The following is a 20,390-nucleotide window of genomic DNA, read 5'->3' as shown; positions in this document are numbered from 1 at the left end:
GGCGTGTGTCAGCTCCTGCGGTTGCCGCCGACCAGGGCCTTGCCGGTCGGGATGCGGATCTCGTAGCCGCCGTCGAGGACGGCAGTGGCGCCTGCGGGCAGGTCCAGTCGCCAGACGCGGGTGCCCGGCGCATGTCGATCGGGCCCCGTGCCCTCCTCGGGTGCCGCCCAGTCGGCCCGTTCCTCGATCCGGACGTCCGGTTCGGAGGTGACCGGCACCCGCTCGCGGACTTCGACCGTGACGGGCCTCACGAGCCGGTTGGCCAGCTCCACGTGGACGCGGTGGTCGAGCACGGTGGTGTTGCTGCGCAGGCCCGAGGTCGACTCGTGCAGGTTCGTACGGCGGGTGACCCGGATGCCCTCGGCCGGCCCGAGCCCCACCCGGCGGACACCTCCGGGGGCGAGCGTGGGCAGTGCGGCGGTCAGCAGGAAGTCGTCGTCGACGGTGACCTCCACCGGGCCGGCCAGCAGTGCCTGGTCGGTGGCGTTGGAGAGCACCAACGTCGCGTACACGGTCTGCTCCACGGACGGCACGCAGAGGTACTCGGTACGCAGGCCGACCGGGATCTCGCCGACGGTGACGGTGTGCCAGGTGCCGTCCGACGGGATGTCGGCGCGGGCGGTGGCATCGAAGCGGTGGTCGAAGGAACCCGCCGACTCGCGGGGCCGCACGGCCTGTCCGGGCAGCGGCAGTGCGGCCACGGCTTCGGCGCGGCGGCGGTACTCGGCCGCCACCGGGTCGAAGGGAGAGTCGGGAAACAGCCGGCCTCTGCGACCGCCCTGCGCGTCGGGGCCGCACAGGACGAGGGCGGCGTAGTCGAGCTCGGCGCCGCTCGGCTGCGGCGGACCGGCTACCGGTGCCGGAGGGGGCGGCGGCGCAGCCCGGCCAGGAGCCGCGGGCGCCATGGCGGGGGCACCCGCGAAAGACCTGCCGGCGCTACGCGGCATGTCGCCCGGTCGCGACCCGGCCGGCTGCGCGAGGGCGGGCATCGCGCCGCCGAAGACTTCCGGCGGAGCGCCGTATGCGCCGCCGGGCACCGGGACTGCGGCCGGCGGACCGCCGTAGCCCTGCGGTGCCGGCGGCGGTGGCGGAACGGGACCGGACGCGGAGCCGGCCGCGGCACCCACGGACGCGGAGCCGGCCCCGACAGCCGCGGGTGCGGCGGTCGTGGCCGGGGCAGGGCCTGCCGCGTCGTACCCGGAGAACAGGTCGACGAGCCCGGCCGGGGGCTCGCGCCAGCCAGAAGGCGCGGGGGCGGGCTGACTGCGTCCGATCCGGATCGAGCGGAGCCTCGGCAGGTCGGTGCGGCGCCGAAGATCGGCGGTGGCCAGGGCGATGCGCACGCCGGTCCAGTCCTCGCCGGTCCGCTGGGCGACCGAGGCGCGCAGCACCAGACGGCCGCTGCCGTCGCCCTGACGGTGAGTGAGACGGTAGGCCGGCACCCAGACGGCGCCCGGCACCCCGTATTCCAGCTCCAGCTCCAGCTCCACCTCCGCGTCACCGGTGCCGTCGAGGGTCAGGACGGCGCAGACCGTGGTCTCCACGTGCGCTGACGGCGCGTCGGTGGAGGCGCGGGCGAGCCTGTCGGCGGCGACGGTGACCTCGTGCTCGACGTTGCGCAGCGCCTCCTCCAGCTCGACGAGGCGGTTGTGCAGTCCCGTCAGCCGCTCGTCGACGAAGTCGGCGAGCTCCAGCAACGCGTCGACCGGGGTGCGACGGTGCGGGTCCTCGCGCCTGCGGGCAGGTGGGACCGGGTGGAGAGCTCTGACCTCCTCGATCAGGCTCAGCTGTCGGTCCCGGCGTCCCTGCGCCGCCGCGCACTCGTCGCTCAGCCGCTCGACCTCGCGCCGCAACTCGTCGGGCGTGCCCGTGCCGAGCGGCTCGGCCTCGATTTCCACCCGGGCCTCGGTGACGCGCACCCCGGGGGACCCCAGGACACGAGCCCGCAGCGAGCCCGGGTCCAGCGAGCGGGGCAGTCCCGTCACCCGCACCCGGCCGTCGGGCGACACGCTGCCCCGGGCCAGGCGGCGGCAGACCGCGCCCTGCGCGTACACCACGACCGAATCGAGGGTCGACCCCCACCTCTGTGTTGACGTTGACTCAGCCGTCATGTGCTCCGCCCCCCGCCGCGTCCATGCTGAGCGAAGCCTACGCCCGGGCGGTCTGCGCTTCCGCGTCGCATCAGGAGGATGGCGTCCAGGACAACCGCGGGAGTGGCCAAGGCCCTCTCCGAGGCCACGGCCGCCCGGTTCGAGCAGATCAAGCGATGCGGAGGGGGTGTGAAGTGCGGAGGTCAGCCGAGTTTGAGGAGGCCGGCTTCGACGACGGCGCGGCCGAAGGGGCTCGCGAGTTCGGCGAGACGTTCGCAGTCGGCGTCACCCAGGGCAGCGTAGGCGGGAAGGGCCAGGCGGTCGGTGCGGTCCTCGATGTGCCGGCGCAGGCGTACGCCTTCCGGGCTCAGGGAGTCGCCGTCGAGGAGACCTTGCGTGCGCAGGCGCTCCTCGGTGTCGGCCCACTCCTCCTCGGGCCACGCGCGGCTTCCCTTGAGGAAGTCGACGGGAACCTCACCGGTGGCGGCGTGCAGAACCAGGGCCTCCAAACCCCCCACGCCCTCGCTCAGCAAGCACGCGACATGGCCGTCTCCACGGAACTCCCGGAGCAGCGTCTGAGCGTGCCACAGCTGCAGTACCGGTTCCTGTGGCCAGGGCAGCGCAGCATGCGCGGCGAACAGCGGGCGGCCCTGCGCGTGTTCGCAGGCCGCGTCGGCGGCCCTGCGGGTCAGCGCCAGGACCTCGTCGAAAGCGGGGAGTTCGTGGATGTCGGCCCGTCGCAGGGCCTCGCTCGCGGCGGCGTGCCGCGCGTCCAGCACCTGCTGCGGCGTCACCGCGTCCCAGACCCCGTCGACCGCTTTCCGTACGAGACCGGGGTTGAAGTTGTAGAAGGTCGAGATGACCAGCTCAGCGGATGCTCGGCCGAAGGCGGCGCTCCGGGAGGCGAAGTACCCGGCGCGTCCGCTCAGTCCGAGGTCCGCGTACCGTCGCTGTCCCTCGGGGGCGAAGTAGATCATGCCGTGTACGGGCTCGAGTCGGCGCCAGGCTGCTCGTGCTGCCTTCATGGGGTCACCTCTTCTGAGAGTCGACAGAGGGGGTATTCGCTGTGGTTCCGGGCTCGCCGTGCGCCCGCAGATGTTCGAGCAGCAGGCGGCTCAGCGTCTCGGGCGCCTCCTCGGGGACCCAGTGGCTGACGCCCTGAAGGGCCTCGAACCGGTACGGCCCGTTGACCCACTGCCCGGTCTCCCGCGCGGCCGCCGGGCCGAACGCGCTGTCCTGCGTGCTCCAGACGTACAGCGTGGGCACCTCGATGACGCCGATCGCGCCGTCGGGGCGGCCGGCCCGGTACCAGTTCAGCGCCGCGGTGAGAGCACCCGGCTGGGAGAGGTGACGCACGTAGGCCTCAGCACTGGCCTGTGGGACCTTTCCTGCGAAAGTGGCGCGAAGCGCCTCGGCATCGCCTGCCAGCATGCGCTCTTCCGTCGCGGGCGTTTCACGCCAGGCGATCATGTACTGCGATCGTTCGCGCTGGTCCTTGTCGGTACGCAGGACGTGTGCCAGAGCGCCGGGGTGCGGGGTCGAGACCACCGTCAGGGTACGTACGCGGTCGGGGCGGGCATGGGCGGTCCACCACGCCACCGCGCCTCCCCAGTCATGGCCGACCAGGTCGAACGACCCCCAGCCCAGTTCCTCCGTGATCGCGACCACATCGTCGACCAGGACGTTCATGCGGTAGTCCGCGGGCCGCTCGGGGCGGGCCCCGGGAGAGTACCCACGCTGGTCGGGTGCCACCACCCGGTAGCCGTGCGCGGCCAACTCCGCGATCTGCCGTTCCCACACCAGCCGCGTCTGCGGGAAGCCGTGGAGCAGCAGCACCGGGCGGCCCTCGGGCGGACCCGCCACGGTCGCGTCGAACACGCCCGCAGCGGTGGAGATGCTCAGCTCGGTCACGATTCGCCCCTTCATACCGACTGGTCGGTCACCTTAAGCCGTGGAAGGGGATTGTCAAGGTCGAGAACACGCCCAGCTCCCGCAACGGCAGCCGCGTGTCGCCTTCCTCAGGGTTGTTGAACTTGACGTCGAATTCAACTATAAACGGTCGCGAGGCCGGCTCCCGTCACCCTGCGGCCGCCCGGACGAACCGGACCGACAGGAAGCAGTGAGGCGACATGAGGGAAGCAGTCATCGTTTCGACGGCACGGACGCCGATCGGGAAGGCGTACCGCGGCGCGTTCAATGACACCCAGGCGCAGGAACTTGCCGCCCATGCCCTCTCGCACGCGGTGCGGCGCGCCGGGCTCGAGGGAGGCGAGGTCGAGGATGCGATCTTCGGCTGCGCCGTGCAGCAGGGGTCATCCGGTGGCAACGTCGCCCGCCAGGCCGCTCTCCGTGCCGGACTTCCGGACTCCGTGTCGGGCATGACGATCGACCGGCAGTGCTCGTCGGGCCTGATGGCGATTGCGACGGCCGCCAAGCAGATCGTCGGCGACGGCATGCAGGTCGCTGTCGGCGGCGGTGTCGAGTCGATCTCCCTGGTCCAGAACGAGCACATGAACACCCACCGCATGACGGATCCCTGGCTGGTCGAGCACAAGCCGAGTGCCTACATGCCGATGTTGCAGACGGCGGAGATCGTCGCCGAACGCTACGGCGTGAGCCGGGAACGACAGGACGAGTTTGCGCTGGTGTCACAGCAGCGCACTGCGGCGGCGCAAGAGGCCGGGCGGTTCGACCAGGAGATCGTCGCGCTCGACAGCGTCAAGAAGGTCCTGGACAAGCAGTCCGGGGAGGTGTGGGACGAGGCCGTGACCCTGACCCGGGACGAGGGCAACCGCGCGTCGACCACACTCGAGGGCCTGGCCGGGTTGGCGCCCGTGCTGCCGGACGGTCAGGTGACCGCGCATTCCAGCGTGACGGCGGGCAACTCCTCGCAATTGTCGGACGGGGCTTCGGCGTCGGTGTTGATGGAGTCGAAGGAAGCCGAGCGCCGCGGACTGGAGCCGCTGGGCGTATACCGGGGTATGACCGTTGCCGGTTGCGGGCCGGACGAGATGGGGATCGGTCCGGTGTTCGCCATTCCGAAACTGCTGAAGCAGCACGACCTCACCATCGACGACATCGGTCTGTGGGAACTCAACGAGGCGTTCGCTTCCCAAGCGCTGTACTGCCGTGACGAACTGAACATCGACCCGGAGCGGTTCAACGTCAATGGCGGCGGAATATCGGTCGGCCATCCGTACGGAATGACCGGTGCCCGCCTGGTGGGGCACGCCCTGATCGAGGGCAAGCGCCGTGGCGTCCGATATGTAGTGATCTCGATGTGTGTCGGCGGCGGAATGGGTGCAGCCGGGCTGTTCGAGGTCGCTTAGTCCTCATGAGAATCGGCGGACCATGGCTGCCTGGCAACGGCCGGTGGGAAGCCGGTCGTGGTCGAATCGGCCGGTGGGAAGCCGGTCGTGGTCGAATCGGCCGGTGGGAAGCCGGCCGCTAGAAAGGGTGTGGATACTGTGTCGAGCACGGTGGAAAAGGCCCGAACCGCCGTCCTCGTGGACTTCGGCGGGGTCATCACCTCCAGTGTGTTGCGGGCGTTCACCGACTTCGGCGCCTCACTCGGTGGCGACCCGCGCCTGCCGCTGCACCTCCTCAGCCGGGACCAGTCATCACGCGCCCTCCTGGCCGACCACGAGTGCGGCCGTATCGACGCCGAAGCCTTCGAGCGAGGATTCGCCGAACGTCTCCGTGCCCACGGCGCCGACGTGCCGGCCGAGGGGCTCACGGCCCGGATGCAAGCCGGAATGTCGATCGACCAGGACATGCTCGCCCTGCTCGGTGATCTTCGCGCCGCCGGGTATCCCGTTGCGCTGGTATCCAATTCTTTCGGGACCGGAACCTACGATGGCGTCGACCTCGCCGCTGTGGCCGACGCGGTCGTCATCTCCGCCGAGGTCGGGATCCGCAAGCCTTCCCGGCGGATTTACGCGATCGCATGTGAGCGACTCGGCGTCTCCCCCGAGGAGGCAGTCATGATCGACGATCTGCGGCAGAACCTCGACGGAGCGGCGCGGCTCGGAATCGGGGGTGTGCTTCACACCGGTGCCGCCGACACCCGCCGCCAACTCGCCGAACGCTTCAGGATCACCGCCTGACCGATCGACCGAACGACGGGAGGCCGATCGACGGGGGACCGGTCGCGGGGGACCGGTCATACCCGGGATCGACACCGCCCGCGGGCCGAGCGGCGGCGCTCGCGCCCGCCCAGTGCGGTGCTCATGGAGCGCCGCGCGTACCTGGCCAATTCATGACTCTGGCGTCGGATTCAAGTACCCTTTCGGCGATGGACACCACTGCGCCCGAGGAGAATTACAGCGAGAAGGCACCGCCGATGGCGCCCCTCTCGTCACTTCGCGAGCTGCCGACGACAAAGCGCGGAGCGCGGACACGCGCCGCTTTGGTGAAGGCCGCGCGGACGGTGTTCGAGCGGGACGGCTACCTCGACACCCGCCTGGCCGACATCGCCAAAGAGGCCCAATGCGCGGCGGGATCCTTCTACACCTACTTCGCCAACAAGGAAGAGGTGCTTGCCGCCGTCCTGCTGGAGGCGCAGGAGGACATGATGCACCCCGGCATGGGCCGGGTGCAGGATACCGACGATCCGTATGCGGTACTCGAGGCGAGCAATCGCGCGTATCTCGAGGCGTATAAACGGAACGCGAAGCTGATGGCGCTGCTTGAGCAGGTCGCACAAGTGGAGCCGGAGTTCCGTGAGTTCCGAAGCCGGCGCGCGGATGCGTTCATCCACCGCAACGCCCGTGGCATCGCCGACCTGCAGGCGCGGGGTGTCGCAGACCGTGAGGTCGATCCGATGATGGCCTCCCGCGCACTGTCGGGCATGGTCAGCGTCATGGCGTACAGCGCCTTCGTGCGCGGCGAAGGGCAAGAGGAAGGTACCCCGGCGGACTTCGAGGAGCTCGTCTCCACGGTCACCCGGCTCTGGGCGAACGCCCTGCGGTTCCCCGGCCACCGCTGATCCGGCAGTAGCGCCGGCCGGGGCGGGCCCGCTCTCCACGACCGTTCGACGATCCTGGACTCCGGCGCCCGCAGCGGCGACGGATCAGGTTGCGTGAGCCTTCACGCTCGGCCACCTCACTCACCACGCGGATGGGTAAGCCGCCAGGTCAGGGGCGGGGAACGGCATCTGGCCGTAGCCGTCGTCGAGGCTGCGCAGCCGTCGAACGTCATCCGTTGCGACGACACGGCCGCCGGGCCGGGCCGTGTTCGGTGGCGGAGGCGGCATCGGCGGCGCGCTGGTCGCACGGCTCGCTCGCGAGGGTGCCCGGGTCGTCGTCGCTGACCTCACGTGCAACCGGCCCGCCCAGCTGAACGCCTGGACCGACGAGCTCGAAAACCGTTACTTCACACTGCTCGACGCCGCCGAGGACGACCCGGACGTACGCGCCGTCGTGGTCACCGGCGCGGGACGCGGATTCTGCGCCGGCGCCGACCTCCAGCGGCTGCAGGCGCCCGGCGAGCACCAGCGCTCACCTGGAACTCTCGCCGAAGGTTCGCGTCAACGCGGTGGCACCGGGTGTGGTGCGCACAAAGCTGGCCGAGGCGCTGTGGAAGGAGCACGAGCAGGCCCTGTCTGCCTCGACGGCGCTCGGGCGCATAGGGGAGCCTGCCGACATCGCCTCCGCGGTCGCCTTTCTCGTCTCGGACGCCGCGAGTTGGATCACCGGCGAGACCATGGTGATCGACGGCGGGCAACTCCTCGGTGACGCGCTCTTGTTCAGGCAAGGAGCCGGCATCGGTGTGTAGCGCGGACAGCGGCGGAGTCGACGCCGGGGCGGTGAGCCGCCGGCTCGAGACCCTCGGCGTCGACTTCACCGAGCCACTGACCTTCGACCGGATCGGGCTCGGTCAGTCGAATCTGACCTGCTTGGTACGGGACCAGGACGGCCGCAGGTGGGTGCTGCGGCGCCCACCGCTGGGTCGCCTGTTGGCGTCGGCGCACGACGTGGCTCGCGAGGCGCGCATTCTGACCGCGCCGGAGGGCACCGCCGTCCCATCACGTTGAACCGGCCGGAGGCGATGAACGCGGTGAACGCTCGACCGCGTGGCACCTGTTGGTGGCGCGGCGGTGCGGTGGCCCACGGGCGTGCCCAGACCGCGGGTTCGAAGTCCGGCCGCACCCAGCGGTCCCTGTTCCGGGCCGATGGCGCCGCCGCGCCGGCCTCAGGCGGAGCTGAGCGGATGGGTGGCCGTGGCGGAACGCGGTGGCCAGGTCTGGGGAGAGAGGATGCCCAGGACATACGCCCGGGCGACCAGTGCGGGTCTGGTCGCGGCGCCCAGTAGATCCCGCAGACGGCTGAGGTGGTAGTCGACGGTCTGCCGGGACAGGCGCAGCGAGGTGGCGATCTCCCCGTTGCTGCTGCCCGTGGCCAGCAGGGACAGGATGCGGATCTGGCTGGCGGTGAGCGGAGGATGTGCCTCGTGGGCGAGCCCCTGGTGGGTGACGACCGCCCAGACCTCCGCGGCGCGGGTCGAGGAACGGCCCACTGTCGTCAGATGCAGCCGGGCCCGGCGCTGCCGGCCGCGGGCGTCGACCAACACGGCGGACGTCTCGAACCTCCTGCGACGGCGGGCTATCAGGTCGTTCCATCTGCGGTGCAGCAGGTCGAGTTCCGGCGCCGGAGCCAGCACCGTGTGGGCACGGCGGCCGACGAGATCCGATGGCCGGGTCTGCAGGAGTTCGGCGGCCGCGGCGCTCGCCTGCTGGATCCGTCCGCCCGCCGAGATCAGGGCGCAGGGCAGCCCGCTGTGGTCGCGCAGCGCGTGCAGGCTTTCCTCCGCCTCCCGGCGTTGGTCCAGCGCGCGCGTGTAGTCGGTGATGTCCACGTAGATCCCTGCCACGCAGGTCTGTGAGCCCTCCAGGACGGGGAACCGGTGGCCCGCCGCGTATGCGCTGGTGCCGTCGGACCGGTGGTAGGTGAGGGTGTGCCGCACCGATCTGCCGTGGGAGAGGATCTCCCGGTCGAGCGCGAGGAACTGCGCGGCGTCGGCGAGGGAGTCGAAGTCCTGCACATGCTTCCCGATGACGTTCCCCGGCGTGGTGCCGTAGAGGTGCGCGTAGGCGTGGTTGGTCCAGAGGTAGCGCCCGTCCTCGTCCCGGATGAAGGCTGCGGCGGGGGCGAAGTCCGCGAATGCGTCGAAGCGGCGCGCGGCGGCGGTCCCGGCGCTGACCTCCACGGCCAGTCCGCGGGCCCGCCCCCCGCACGCCACTTCGTCGAGGGGCCAGCTCACATCGAAGACCCGCCCGTCGAACCGTGCCTGCCAATGACTGACTTCGGGGGAGTGCCAGGACGCCGCGAAATCCTGCCGCATGGCCTCGAGGAACCGCTGTGGCGTCCGCGAGTCAATGAAGGCACCACCGCCGCTGTCGATGACGCGCAGCTGCCCGTCGGCCTCCCACCAGTACACGGGCAGGTGCTCGAGCAGCGCTTTGAGAGTGGTCTCGTCCACGACGACCTTTCCATCAAGTTTCAACCGGATTGCGCGGTGTGACATCGCGATGTGTATCCCGCTCTGTTTCCGCGCATGCTCGGTTCTCGGCCGACCTGGACGGCGGCGGGCCGCGATGCCGGCCGTCACTTCCGCCATACGTCATCACGGGGCCTCCCCGCCGGTTCAACGGCACCTGCAACTCAGGCATTTGCCTGATCGGCCGGCGCCCGATGCGGCGATTCGGGTACCTGTCGGCTGATTTGCTGGAGCGGTGGTGGGCACCCGTCATGTCCCTCGCCCTCCATCGTTCTGACGGACCATCATCATCCAGAGGAGTTGGATTTCTGTGAGCAAGGTGCTGTTCGTGCATGCCAAGGGCGGCCCGCCCCTCGGCTATGCCCTGACACGGGTCGCCGCGAAGTCGGCAGTGCACCTGCTGGCGCTCAGCGCACTTCCTCCCAGCGTGGCCGCGACCGCCGAGCGCCTGTGCGCCTCGGTCCTGGTCCCCACCGAGTCGGAGCGGCGCGACCTGGTGTCCCTGATCGTTGCCCGGGCCCAGGCCATCGGTGCGGACGCGGTCGTCACATTCTCCGAGTACGCGGTCGTGGCTGTCGCCGAAGCCTGCGAGAAGCTCGGCCTCGCCGGGGCGGGCAGCTCCTGCGCCCTCGCCCGCGACAAGCGGATGATGCGGCGAACCTGGCAGGAACACGGCATATCCCAGCCCCGGTTCCGCCCGGTCGCCTCGGAGCAGGAGCTGCATGACGCGGCTGCGGCCCTTCCCTTACCCCTGCTGCTGAAGGCGGCCTGGAGCGCCGGTTCCACCGCACACCAGGTCATCCGCTCCTCGCGGGAGGTGGCGGAGGCCTGGGAGCGGTCGCGGGAAGTGATGGCCGAATCCGCGCAACTGGGATACGCCGAACTCCACGTGGCCGACGCCAACGCGGACTTCGTGGTCGAGCAGATCGTGGCGGGATCGGCCGAGGACTGGTTCGACGAGCCGGGGTGGGGCGACTACGTGAGCGTCGAAGGTGTCGTCATCGACGGCGACTTCCGACCCGTCTGTCTCAGCGGACGCATGCCGACGGTGGAACCGTTCACCGAGCGCGCCGGCATCACCCCCGCCTCGCTGTCGCACGACGCCCAGGAGCGCGTGGTGGCCCTCGCGCGGGATGCCGTCGACGCGCTGGGTCTCGCGAACTGCGGAACGCACACCGAGATCAAGCTCGGGGCCGAAGGCCAGATGTGGGTGATCGAGACCGCGGCCCGGTTCGGTGGCGCGATGACCGTCCCGCAGATCGAGGAGGTCTTCGGCCTGGACCTCATCGGGATGCTCGTCGACCACCTCCTGGGACGCCCGGTCACCTGGCCGACGCGCGCCCGTACGCCGGGGGAGGCGCGAGGCGCGGCGGGTTCGCTCGTCGTACTTGCTGTCGACGGTGCCGGTGACGCCTGGCCGGACCGGCGCGTCTGGGACTTCCCGACGGTGACGGAAGCCGTCCCGGTCAGCGACGGCAGCCGGCTGTCGGTGGTGGCCGAGAATTCACTCCCCGACGGTGTTTTGGTGCCGGTCTACGACCCGGCCGCCGGCGCGAACACCATGGCGGCACTCTGCCTGCTCTCCGCCGTCGACCCGCAGACCGTCATCCGTGACTTCCGGACCCTGGTGGATGTCCTGCCGCACGTCCTACCGCTGGCTTCGGACGAGGAGGCCCGCTCATGACCACCCACCTCCTTCCCCCGGGCGCGCCGGACCCTGCCGTGGACCGCACGGTCGTCGGCGAGAATCTGTCCCTGCCGTTGTTCCGCACCCTCTCCGGCGTGCTGGCCGGTCACCCCTACCTGAAGGTCGTCGTCGACCGCGCAGAGGACACCTGGCACCTGCTCGATACGGCCGTCCACCCCTTCCACGTCAACTACGTCGCCACCCGCGTCCTCGACATGGAGCTGGAGGCCCTGGACGCGTGCCTGGACGCCTTCAACGCCTCGGTGTACCGGGATCCCGAGCGTCGCTTCCTCCTGGGTGTGCTCTCCCTGCACACTGACGAGGACTCCGACGGCCGCGAGCGACCGTTCCTGGTGCTGGAGACGACCGAATCCGACACCATGCACGGCGCCTTGCTCGACGCGTTCTACGCGTTCGTCCGCGGCCGGGTCGACGGCCGACTGCCGCTGCTGCTGAAGCCGGCGAACCATGGACAGGAACAGGAGCTGACCGCGATCAGCGAGGTCCGGGTGCCGCGGATACCCAGCCACGAACTCTTCGGCAACCGGACGCGGACACCGCTCAACGCCGCCGAGGCCATCGGCAGGCTGCGCTACTTCCGGACGGCCGAGGAGTACGAGGCAGCCGCCGACGGGCTCGGCTGGTCGGACATCGTGGCCATGGCCTGCCTGCCGGACGACGTGCCGCGCGTCGCAGGATTCCTCAACACCGCGCCCACCACGCCGCTCTCGCACACCAACGTCCTCGCCTCCGGCTGGGGCATCCCCAATGCGATCGTCCGCGACCTGGAACAGATCGTCGAGAAGGACGACCTGAACGGTGCCTGGGTCCGCTACCTGGTGCGGGACGACGAGATCACCCTCGTGCCGCTGGCGACCGCCCCGGCCCTGGAAGCGCCGACGTGGCACCAGCAGCGGATCCGGATGGAACCGCCGCTGCTCGAGGACGCACCGGCCCTGGCTCTGCACCGGCTGCGCCGCGCGGACCGGGACCGCTACGGCACCAAGGCGGCCAACCTCGGAGAGCTTCACCACGTTCTCGACAGCCGCACGGCCGATCTCACCGCGTTCTACGGGCAGTCGCGGCCGCCCCGCACGGATCTGTACGGCCATCTCGCGGCCCGACTCGGGGTCACGGATGCCACCACCGGCGGGCTGCGGCAGGCGGCGGCCGAATTCGCCGCACGTACCGTCGCGGCCCCCGACGGAGTCGCCCTCCCGTTCGCCCTGCAGCAACGCTTCCTCGCCTCCTCACCAGCCCTGCAACAGGGCATCGGAAAGCTCAAGATGGCGCTCGAACTCGACGCGGTCGAGGTGCTGGACTCCCTCTGTCTGCACCTGCAACACGTCGTCCGGAACACCCCGATGCCGGAAGAGGTGACCCGGCAGATCACCCAGGCGTTCCCCGCCCCACTCGCCGCAGGAAGCCGCCTGGTGGTGCGCTCCTCCTCCAATGCCGAAGACCTTCCCGGGTTCTCTGCGGCCGGGGTCTACGACTCGGTCACCACCGTCCGCGGGGCCGGCGAACTCCTCGACGCGGTGCGCCAGGTGTGGGCCTCCCTGCTGTCGCCGCGCAGCGTGCGCCTGCGCCATCAGGTCGGCATCTCCCTGGACGACACATACATGGGAGTGATCATCCAGCAGTACGTCCCCGCGGATCTCGGAGGCGTACTGGTGACCTGCAACCCGACGAAGCGCGAGGACTTCCGCAACGTCTACCTCAACTGCTCGCCGGGATCCCCCGAGACGGTGGTCGACGGGACGACCCTGCCGCAGCAGTACCTCTACAACACCGTTGAGGGCGGCGGCCGTACGGTGGCTCTCGGCTCGTCCGGCGAGGACCTGCCCACCGCGACCAGGAGCCGGCTGATGGACCTGGCCCTCACCGGTCGGCTGCTGCAGTCCCACTTCAGCGAGGGCGACGCGGACCATCCGCTCGACATCGAGTGGCTGATGACCGACCAGGGGGACTTCCGACTGGTTCAGATCCGCCCCTACGCCCTGTGATCCGCCGTCCTGACCGGCCGCGGCCGACCTCCCGGGCCCGTCCGGCGGGCCCGCCCCCGACACCCGCGGCTCGCCGGATCATCCGACTCAACAACGGCTTCCAACTGCTGTTCAACCTGCTGTGGTGGATGCCGGTGTTCTACGCCTACCAGCGGGAGGCGGGACTGTCGGACGGGCAGATCTTCGGGATCCAGAGCATCTACTACGTCGCGTTCTGCCTGTTCGAGATCCCGACCGGGATCGTGGCCGACCGCATCGGCGCACGCAACTGCCTGCGGGCCGGGGCAGTCGTGATGACTGCCGCGAACCTGGCCCCGGTCCTCACCCCCTCGTACGCGGGCTTCCTCGTCCACTTCCTGGCCATCGCCGCCGGCCGCTCCCTGACATCGGGCGCAGCCAGCGCCTACCTGTACGACGGCCTGCGGGCCGAGGGGGGCGGCGAGCACTATCTGAAGGCCGAGGGCACGGCTCGCGCCCTCGGCCTGGCCGCGAAGGTGATGTGCTGGCCGCTGGTCGGCCCCCTGATGGCCGTCGCTCACACGGCGCCGTACGTGCTGAGCGCCGCGAGTGCGGCGGGCTCCCTGGCATGTGCCCTCGCGCTGCCCCGACTTGCCCCGCCCCGCGGGGACGGCCGGTCGGGTCGGGCGCCAGGGAGAGGCGGGACGAACCGGAGCCGTGGAGCGTTCCTGCACGACGCGGGCGCCGCGCTGCGCTGCGTACGAGCCACACCTTGGCTTGCCCTGGTCATGGTGCAGGGCGTGGCCGTGTTCACCCTCTCCCGTATCTGCCAGGTCAACCTTTTCCAGCCCATGCTGTTGGCCCACGGCATCGGCGAGACCTCGCACGGCGGGGTGCTGGCGGCCATGACCGTGGCGGAGGCCGTGGCCTCGGCGCGTCCCCAATGGCTCGGCCGCCGTCTGTCACCGGTGGCCATGGTGTCCCTGCTCAGCCTGGCGCTGGCGGGCACGCTGGCGAGCATCACCCTCGGCGGGCCCTGGACCGTGGTCGCACTGCTGTGCCTGTTCGCCGCGGTCACCGGCTTCGCCTACCCGATCCAGCGGAAGTTGGTCAACGATGCCATCCCGGCGCACGCCCCTCGTGCCACGCTCCTCTCGGTCGAGAGCATTGTGGACCGAGGCGTGTGCGCGCTGGCAGCCGTGGCTGCGGGAGCCTATCTGTCGGCGGGCCGGCTGGACGCGCTGCTGTGGCACAGTGCGATCGTGACCTGCGTGGTGATGATCGCTGTCCAACTGGTCTTGCGGAGCGATGCGGTGGGACGGCGCGCTTCGACGCCGACTGTGGCCACGCAGGGAAACAGGCGCGGATCAACGACGGCGAGCTGATCCGCACGCTCGCCGAGGCGGCACGACCGCGCGGGACGGGCAGTCGGCAGGCGGCCGCATCGCAGGGTTGTCTGCGATGCGGTTCACGGCTTGCCCGATGAGATCCAGATCTTGATGGTGCTGCCCGGGTCGATGTGGGTACCGCTCCCCGGTTCCTGTTCGACGACTTCTCCTGCGGGCCACAGTTCGTCGGGGACGGTGTGTTCTTCCAGCTTCACATGGGCGATGGCCGCGCAAGCGCGTGCGTTGGCGGTGGTCATGTGCTCGAGGGACGGGGGGTAGGGCTGGTCGCTGGTCGCGTACGTGTCGCAGTTGGACAGCTTTCCCGTGGCGCGGGGATCTCCCCCGGTCGAGATCCATATTTTGACCGTGCTGCCCGTCGTTATCTGTTCCGATCCGGGCTCCTGCTTCGCGACCTGTCCGGCGGGTGTGAGCTTGTCCTGGATGGTCCCGGCTTCCTGCAGCTTCAGATGGGCAATGTCCGCACAGACGCGTGCCTTGGCCCGGCTCTTGCCCTTGAACCACGGGTTGGAGACCTTGCCATGGGTCTCCTCCACCTCGCAGTCCGCGAGGTCGCCCTTGGCCCGGGGATCACCGCCCGTCGACACCCAGATGGTGACGGTGCTGCCGGACTTCACCTTCTTGGTTGCGGGCTCCTGCTTCACCACGGTGTCCTTGTCGTACTTCTTCCCCGTGGTGGTTTTCTGTTCAAGCTTCAGCCCGGCGATCTCGGCACACCTCTTCGCCTCCGCCGGTGACATACCGGTGAAGTCAGGGGGCGTGAAGTGGCTGTCGCACAGAATGAATGCTCCGGTGGCCCGGGGATCCGGATCCCCGGTGTGTGAGATACCTGAAATCAGGTACTGCGCGACGTACGCGGCCGCGAGCCCCATACCCACGACCATGGCTACCGTCACCCAGATGAGCCTCCGCATGCCATTCGTCCGCAGTGACATGCGGGGGAGGTGCGTGGCCTGCCGGAAGGTCACGGAGATGGTGTCGGCCGTGAGGGTGGGGGGCACATGCGGGGGCAGCGGCCGAGTGGGTGTCCCGCCGGCGGCGATCTTGCGTATGTCGTCCGCCATGGCCCGGGCGCTCGGGTACCGCTGCTCGGGGTCCTTGCTCAGGGCGCGGGCGACGACCGAGTCCACCGCCGGGGGCAGTGACGGATTGATCGAGGACGGGACCGGCGCGGGGTGCTGCACATGCTGGTAGAGCACGCTCATCGTGGACTCGCCGTCGAACGGCAGCGTGCCGGTGGCCAGTTCGAACAGCATGCAGCCGACCGAGTAGAGGTCCGACCGGGCGTCGGCGGGCTTGCCCAGCGCCTGCTCGGGGGAGAGGTACTGCGGCGTGCCCAGCACGGTGCCCGTCCGGGTCATCGAGGTGGCATCCGACTGCAGGGCGCGGGCAATACCGAAGTCCATCACTTTGACGGTGCCGTCGTCGGTCACCATCACGTTGGCGGGCTTGATGTCCCGGTGAATCAGTCCGCGCCCGTGGCTGCTGGCCAGCGCGTCCAGGACGGCAGCGGTCATCGTCAGTGCCGTGGTCAGCGGAATCGCACCGTCCGCGGCAGCACTGTCCCGGATCAGCTCGCGCAGCGAGCGGCCCGAAACGTACTCCATGACGATGTACTGCACGACGCCTGCTTCACCCGCGTCCTCACCACTGTCGTGGACCGCCACGATATTGGCGTGACTGAGCCCGGCGACCGCCTGGGCCTCGCGGCGGAACCGCTCGCGGAAGGACGGATCACGGGCCAGTTCGGAATGCAGGGTCTTCACCGCGACGGTGCGTCCCAGCACAGAGTCGTGGGCGCGGTGCACGGATGCCATGCCGCCCTCGCCGAGCGGAGCCTGCAGAACGTAGCGTCCCTGCCCCACCGCACGGATCGGCGCCCCCGCGTACGCCTGCCCGCTTTCCCCCACGCCCATCGCCCTTGCCCTCCCCCGGCCGCGCACCCCCCGCGCGGCGACGCCGAACCCGCCAAGGACCGGCCATGTCAGATGTGTTGAGCTCCGCAGCCCAGAAGTCGCACGGGTCTTCCGGGAGTTCAGCAGCAGAGGCCACATGTCGCCTGTGCCACTCCGCCCGGCCGAGTGGTGGCACCCCCTGGGCGGCCCCCGCCCCGGGGTGCTGGTTTGCCCGGGTGCACCGGCCTTCGTCAGCAGGCGAGTCCATGACTGATGGTCATCGACGGTCCGCACACCCGTCTGTGCGTCAGAGGGGTGATCATACTTCACGCAGTCAGGCGAGTTCGGTCTCCCATTCGGCGAAGGGCGGCTGCTCCTCGTAGCTGGGGTCGCAGTACCCCCGGATCCACTCGGCGGCGCGATGCGCAGCCTGGTCGTAGTTGGTCACCCTGCCCTCCTGGTCCACCTCGAGGAGGTTGGTGAAGATCGTGAAGACCATCTCCAGCTCCGAGCCCATGGTGACCAGGTCCGGGCGGTAATCGATGTCTCCCAAGAGCGGGATGTCCAACGTGCCGTTGGCGAGAGTGAAGGCGAAGTGACGGATCGAGGCTCGAACATCCCTGGGGATCTTGGACATTCGAAGATCCTGCCAGCCAAGGGCGCCTGACGGAAGGTGATTCCACGACCCGGCGCGGTCGGACGGGTCGGCGCTCAGCGCAGGGGCAGCTCCAGTTCGGACGGGTCGTCCTCCGGCGAGCCGAACGACACCTTGCTGTTCAGCGGTGTGCGACCGCCGTACAGCGGGTCCTTGGTATCGAGGACCAGAGCCAGCCGGTGTCCTGCGGGCAGGTCGTAGGCGGTGGCGAAGAGCGGGATGTCGAGGGGGAAGGCCTGCCCCGGCATCCGGCCGGACCAGCTCTGCGGGGCGTGGGAGATCAGCTTCCCCACGCCGAGGGCGTTCACGTCGTAGAGATAGCCGATCACTGTGCCCTCCGGCGCGGAGGCGGTGACGGTCGTGTGCAGCTTGACGGCTCCGCGGATGTGCTGCGCGGCCGTGTACGGCGCCGACTGCCATACGGCTCCGGCCCGGCGGGGCAGCAACGGGACCACGACGACGGGAGGCAGTTTGAGGACCTGGTCCAGCAGCCCGGACAGTTCGGTGATGCCGCCGTCGGCGCCCGAGTTCGTACCGCCGACGACCGTCGTCCGCCATCCCGTCCCAGCTGTGCCGCTGCTCCCGGGCGTGCCGCCGTCGAGCGAGCCGGTGCCGAAGACGTTCGCTCTGCCGAGCTGCAGCCGCTCGGTCCGCGAACTGACGGCCTGCCAGGACGGATAGGTCTCGTGTGCGCCGCCGGGCCGTACTTCCAGCTCCACCGGCGGCCGAGGTGTGCCGCCGCTGCCCTTGAGGTGCTCGTCGAACCAGCTGAGCGCGCTCGCCCAGGTGGCATTGTCCAGCCCGAGCAGGCCGGTGACCTCCTGCGTGGCATGGTCGCCGGGGCGCAGCTCGATCCGCTTGGGGCCGGTCAGCTTCTGATAGAAGGCAGTGATCTGGCTGGAGTTGAAGATGCTCTCCCCCCATGCACTGGCGAGGAAGACGGCTGTGCCGTTGGCATTGATGCGGTCCACATAAGCGCCCGGGGACCTGGTCCGCGCCCATTTGATGACTTCGGGGGTATTGCGGTCGCCGAAGAGGTTGGCCAGCATCCGCCGGAACTCGGCGCTTTCGCGACCGGCGGGCGCCCCAACGGCGGCGAGCACGGCGGCGGCCTGCAGGTGCCGGGTCTCGCCGCTGTAGAGCGAGTCGACCAGGTCCCCCCAACCGCTCATCGCAGCCACCGCTTTGATCCGCGGGTCGGCGGCGGCTCCCATCAGGGTCAGGCCGCCGCCCAGGGACAGACCGGTCATCCCGATCCGCTGCGGATCGGCCGGAGTCCGGGCGATGACCCAGTCGATGACCGACGAGATGTCCGCCACGTCCTTGGGCCCCGCAACATCGACCTCGCCTCCGGAGAGCCAGAAGCCGCGGACGGTGTAGGTGACCACGACATAGCCGCTCGCGGCGAGTTTCCTGCCCTGGAGGACGTACTCGAGGTCGTTCTGCCCCCAACTGGCCGGCTGCACGATCACCGGGTATCGGCCGTGTGCGTCGGCGCCGGGTGTGCTGGGGGCGGGGGTGAACACGTTCGCCTTGAGGACGACACCGTCCTTCGTCGGGATGTCGGCGAGGCGGAAGGAGGGCCCCGCCGTGGCTTGGGCTGCCGCGCGCGCCAGCCCCGGGACCGCTGAGGTGGATGCCGCCTGTGCTGCGGGTGCCGCGGCGACTGTGCCGAGGAGGGCGAGTGCCGCGGCGACGGCGGCACTGGTCGTCCGGACCCTGGCGCGGTGTCCGCCGTGGTCTTGCGTTCGTCTCACTCGTGCTCCATCTGGCTCGGACCGTTGTGCCACGGAGGCACTGCCCACCGGCACGGTGATCGGAGCGTAGAGGTGCGGAACAGCCACGGGGAGACGATGATCAGCCAAATTACCCACGGGTAAGGGTGGGGGCCGACGCCCGACCAGGTGCGCAGCCGTCGACGCGCGGTACCTGAGACATTGAGTCAGCGCGGCGCCCCGTCGGAATCGGTGGATCGGCTCGCGGCTCTGTTGAGGCCGAGAACCAAGCTGAAATGAGGCGCCGGCAGTGGATGAGCGGGCCGGCGATGGGCGAAACCTCACCTCGGCGTGGCGTGCCGTCCAACGGGTGATTATCGGCCTGCACTCACTCGAAGAGCCCATGGTGTAGCTCGAATGCGGCGCTCTCCGCTGGTGCGGAGGGGAAAAGAGGCTGACGGTGAATCAAGTCGCCCCTGCGATCCGGTGACCGATGAAGTGTCGGTCTTCGCAGACGCGGCGAAAGGAATGTGCCCCATGCGCTCTGCCCGCACACTATTCGCGTCAGCCGCTACCACTGCGGTCCTCATGATCTCCGTTCCTGCCGCGTTTGCCGTGACCTCGGCCGACGACTGGGACAAGGACAGCGGCTCGTCTTCCAGTAGCGACAGCCAGGAGAAGTCTGAGAAGGGTGACTCCGAGAAGTCCGAGAAGGGTGACTCGGAGAAGTCTGAGAAGGGTGACTCCGAGAAGTCCGAGAAGGGTGACTCCGAGAAGTCCGAGAAGGGCGACCACGAGAAGTCCGACAAGGGCGACTACGACAAGGGTGACCACGGCAAGGGTGACCACGACAAGGGTGACCACGACAAGGGTGACCACGACAAGGGTGACCACGACAAGGGTGACAAGCCGGAGGGTGGCGTTCACACCGGTGGTGGCGCTCTGGCCATGGTCGTGGCCGAGGACTGGGGGCAGGACAAGTCCGACAAGGACGACTCCGACAAGTCCGAGAAGGGCGACTCCGACAAGGGCGACAAGGACGACTCCGACAAGTCCGAGAAGGGCGACTCCGACAAGGGCGACAAGGACGACTCCGACAAGGGCGACCACGACAAGGGCGACAAGGGCGACCACGACAAGGGTGACCACGGGAAGGGTGACAAGCCGGAGGGTGGCGTTCACACCGGTGGTGGCGCTCTGGCCATGGTCGTGGCCGAGGACTGGGGGCAGGACAAGGGCGACAAGGACGACTCCGACAAGTCCGAGAAGGGCGACTACGACAAGGGCGACCACGGGTCCTGGAAGAAGGAGAAGCCCAACGGTGGTGTCCACGCCGGTGGTGGCGCTCTGGCCATGTCCGGCAACAGCCTGGCTGCCGGCTCGGTGCTGATGCTCGTTGGTCTCGGCGCAGGGGCGTACCGGCTGCGCCGGAGCGCGTCGGGTGCTGCGGCCTGATGGGGTCGAACCACTAGTAGTTCGCT

At 69.7% G+C, this 20,390-nt stretch carries 16 protein-coding genes and 1 pseudogene; 10 read left to right on the top strand and 7 right to left on the bottom strand.

The window, feature by feature from the left end:
* Positions 1-8: 8 nt before the first annotated feature.
* From ACFWDI_RS17415 to ACFWDI_RS17405, 3 genes are all read right to left on the bottom strand, one after another.
* On the bottom strand, positions 9-2,111 hold the full coding sequence (locus ACFWDI_RS17415) for a DUF4139 domain-containing protein (RefSeq protein ID WP_385304857.1): 2,103 nt from the start codon (positions 2,109-2,111) through the stop codon (positions 9-11).
* A gap of 182 nt (positions 2,112-2,293) precedes the next feature.
* Positions 2,294-3,115 carry a hypothetical protein gene (locus tag ACFWDI_RS17410; RefSeq protein WP_385304856.1) on the bottom strand — a complete coding sequence of 274 codons (822 nt, stop codon included), beginning with the start codon at positions 3,113-3,115 and terminating at the stop codon, positions 2,294-2,296.
* 4 nt (positions 3,116-3,119) lie between these two features.
* Positions 3,120-4,001 carry an alpha/beta fold hydrolase gene (locus tag ACFWDI_RS17405; protein WP_385304854.1) on the bottom strand — a complete coding sequence of 294 codons (882 nt, stop codon included), beginning with the start codon at positions 3,999-4,001 and terminating at the stop codon, positions 3,120-3,122.
* Between the two features lie 218 nt (positions 4,002-4,219).
* Between ACFWDI_RS17405 and ACFWDI_RS17400 the strand changes: the two genes are divergently transcribed.
* The 6 genes and pseudogenes from ACFWDI_RS17400 (at position 4,220) to ACFWDI_RS17375 (ending at position 8,124) form a co-directional block, all read left to right on the top strand.
* On the top strand, positions 4,220-5,419 hold the full coding sequence (locus ACFWDI_RS17400; RefSeq protein WP_385304852.1) for an acetyl-CoA C-acyltransferase: 1,200 nt from the start codon (positions 4,220-4,222) through the stop codon (positions 5,417-5,419).
* Positions 5,420-5,476: 57 nt separating this feature from the next.
* Complete coding sequence (locus ACFWDI_RS17395) at positions 5,477-6,196, top strand: HAD family hydrolase (protein ID WP_385304849.1); 720 nt, start codon at positions 5,477-5,479, stop codon at positions 6,194-6,196.
* Positions 6,197-6,384: 188 nt separating this feature from the next.
* Positions 6,385-7,077 (top strand): TetR/AcrR family transcriptional regulator, encoded by a 693-nt coding sequence (locus tag ACFWDI_RS17390; protein ID WP_385304848.1) that lies wholly within the window; start codon positions 6,385-6,387, stop codon positions 7,075-7,077.
* Between the two features lie 244 nt (positions 7,078-7,321).
* A pseudogene (locus ACFWDI_RS17385) lies at positions 7,322-7,525 on the top strand (hypothetical protein); the annotation flags it as partial.
* A gap of 67 nt (positions 7,526-7,592) precedes the next feature.
* Positions 7,593-7,865: an SDR family oxidoreductase gene (locus ACFWDI_RS17380; protein ID WP_385305040.1), complete on the top strand. Its 273-nt coding sequence runs from the start codon at positions 7,593-7,595 to the stop codon at positions 7,863-7,865.
* Positions 7,858-8,124, top strand: coding sequence for a phosphotransferase (locus ACFWDI_RS17375; protein WP_385304847.1), 267 nt, complete (start codon positions 7,858-7,860; stop codon positions 8,122-8,124). Before ACFWDI_RS17380 ends, ACFWDI_RS17375 begins: the two co-directional genes overlap by 8 nt.
* Positions 8,125-8,282: 158 nt before the next feature.
* Here the strand turns inward: ACFWDI_RS17375 and ACFWDI_RS17370 are convergent, their stop codons facing one another.
* Positions 8,283-9,569, bottom strand: coding sequence for a PAS domain-containing protein (locus ACFWDI_RS17370; protein WP_385304845.1), 1,287 nt, complete (start codon positions 9,567-9,569; stop codon positions 8,283-8,285).
* A 328-nt stretch (positions 9,570-9,897) separates the two neighbouring features.
* Between ACFWDI_RS17370 and ACFWDI_RS17365 the strand changes: the two genes are divergently transcribed.
* From ACFWDI_RS17365 to ACFWDI_RS17355, 3 genes are read left to right on the top strand one after another with little or no spacing between them, the layout of a single operon-like run.
* The gene (locus ACFWDI_RS17365) at positions 9,898-11,271 is read left to right on the top strand and encodes an acetyl-CoA carboxylase biotin carboxylase subunit family protein (protein WP_385304843.1); all 1,374 of its coding nucleotides are present in this window, start codon (positions 9,898-9,900) and stop codon (positions 11,269-11,271) included.
* A complete protein-coding gene (locus ACFWDI_RS17360) occupies positions 11,268-13,280 on the top strand; it encodes a PEP/pyruvate-binding domain-containing protein (RefSeq protein WP_385304842.1) in 2,013 nt (670 codons plus the stop codon). The genes ACFWDI_RS17365 and ACFWDI_RS17360 overlap by 4 nt, the downstream gene beginning before the upstream one ends.
* Complete coding sequence (locus ACFWDI_RS17355; protein WP_385304841.1) at positions 13,277-14,623, top strand: MFS transporter; 1,347 nt, start codon at positions 13,277-13,279, stop codon at positions 14,621-14,623. Before ACFWDI_RS17360 ends, ACFWDI_RS17355 begins: the two co-directional genes overlap by 4 nt.
* A gap of 83 nt (positions 14,624-14,706) precedes the next feature.
* On the opposite strand, the gene ACFWDI_RS17350 is transcribed toward ACFWDI_RS17355, so the two are convergent.
* The 3 genes from ACFWDI_RS17350 to ACFWDI_RS17340 form a co-directional block, all read right to left on the bottom strand.
* Positions 14,707-16,560, bottom strand: coding sequence for a protein kinase (locus ACFWDI_RS17350; RefSeq protein WP_385304839.1), 1,854 nt, complete (start codon positions 16,558-16,560; stop codon positions 14,707-14,709).
* 313 nt (positions 16,561-16,873) lie between these two features.
* The gene (locus tag ACFWDI_RS17345; RefSeq protein ID WP_385304837.1) at positions 16,874-17,176 is read right to left on the bottom strand and encodes a hypothetical protein; all 303 of its coding nucleotides are present in this window, start codon (positions 17,174-17,176) and stop codon (positions 16,874-16,876) included.
* Positions 17,177-17,250: 74 nt separating this feature from the next.
* On the bottom strand, positions 17,251-18,951 hold the full coding sequence (locus ACFWDI_RS17340) for a CocE/NonD family hydrolase (RefSeq protein WP_385304834.1): 1,701 nt from the start codon (positions 18,949-18,951) through the stop codon (positions 17,251-17,253).
* 546 nt (positions 18,952-19,497) lie between these two features.
* Between ACFWDI_RS17340 and ACFWDI_RS17335 the strand changes: the two genes are divergently transcribed.
* Positions 19,498-20,364, top strand: a complete 867-nt coding sequence (locus ACFWDI_RS17335; protein ID WP_385304831.1) for a hypothetical protein — start codon at positions 19,498-19,500, stop codon at positions 20,362-20,364.
* Positions 20,365-20,390 lie beyond the last annotated feature (26 nt).

It is taken from the genome of Streptomyces sp. NPDC060064 (assembly GCF_042736455.1).
Classification (GTDB): Bacteria; Actinomycetota; Actinomycetes; order Streptomycetales; family Streptomycetaceae; genus Streptomyces.
Note: the sequence above shows the minus strand (reverse complement) of the source record. Positions and strands in the feature narration are given on the sequence as shown.